The sequence below is a fragment of the Microbacterium sp. zg.Y909 genome, assembly GCF_024626565.1.
The window spans coordinates 1-1,074 of sequence record NZ_JANJFJ010000468.1 but is presented as its reverse complement, the minus strand read 5'-3'; the positions used below and the strand labels follow the sequence as shown (position 1 = coordinate 1,074).

1 protein-coding gene is annotated in these 1,074 nt (G+C 69.8%); it reads right to left on the bottom strand.

Annotated features, from left to right (window positions below):
- Positions 1-861 (bottom strand): MFS transporter (locus NQ160_RS21430; protein WP_257517090.1); only part of this gene is annotated, 861 nt, incomplete at its 3' end.
- Between the last annotated feature and the right edge of the window lie 213 nt (positions 862-1,074).

Genomic DNA, 1,074 nt, shown 5'->3' with positions numbered 1-1,074 from the left:
CGACACCATCGCGAGGCACAGGCCCGCGGCGACGATCGCGAACCGGCGCGCCATCGCCCAGCGGCCGATGGGGATGTGGCCGAACCCGAGCCCGCCGGCAAGGCTGCCGACCGAGAACACCGCGAGCACGAGGCCGGCCTCGAGGCCGCCGTGGTCGAAGGTGGCGACCACGCCCGCCTCCACCGCCGCCGTGGCGCCGATGAGGAGGAACCCGGTCGCCGTGGCGAGGATCACCGCGGGACGGGTGAGCACCTTGCCGAGCTTGCGGCGGCTGCGGGGAATGCGCACGCGCCCGACCTCGGGGGAGAGGATGAACCACGAGCAGCCGGCCAGCAGGATCACCACGATGCACACCAGCGCCGGAACGGTGCCGGCCTGCGTGGCGATGAACGTGATCATCACCGGCGCGATGATCCAGATGATCTCCTGCAGCGATGCGTCGAGCGAGAACAGCGGTGTCAGCTGGCGCGAGGTGACCATCTTCGGATAGATGGTGCGCACCGCCGGCTGCACGGGTGGAGTCGACAGGCCGGCCACCAGCGCCAGCAGCATGTACACGGGTACGACCGTCTGCACGAAGGCCAGCGTGGCGAGCATGACGGCGCACACGATGGTCGTCAGGGTGAGCACCTTGCGCATGCCCCAGCGGCCCATCCACCGGCTCGTCACGGGGCCGGCCACGGCCTGGCCCACCGAGGTCGCCGCCAGCACGAGTCCCGCGGCGCCGTAGGAGCCGGTGACGTTCTCGATGTGCAGCAGAATCGCCAGGCTCGTCATGCCGTTGGGGAAGCGCGCCGTCAGCTGCGCCGCCATGATGCGCGCCACGCCTGGACTGCGCAGAAGGTCCCGATATCCCGCCACGTGTATCCACGCTACCGCGCCCCGCGGCGACACGCCGGGGCGGCGAGTCCACAGGATGTTCAGTGTCGGAGGGGGTCCGTAGCGTCGTGCCTGTGGATGGATCTGCCGCGGCGGGGCGAGACCCGCGTGATTCAGCGGCTGGATCCGCCTCGACGAAGATGGCGTCCTGTGGATGAAACGGTGGACAACATGTGTTGTACATGGGGAGAGCGG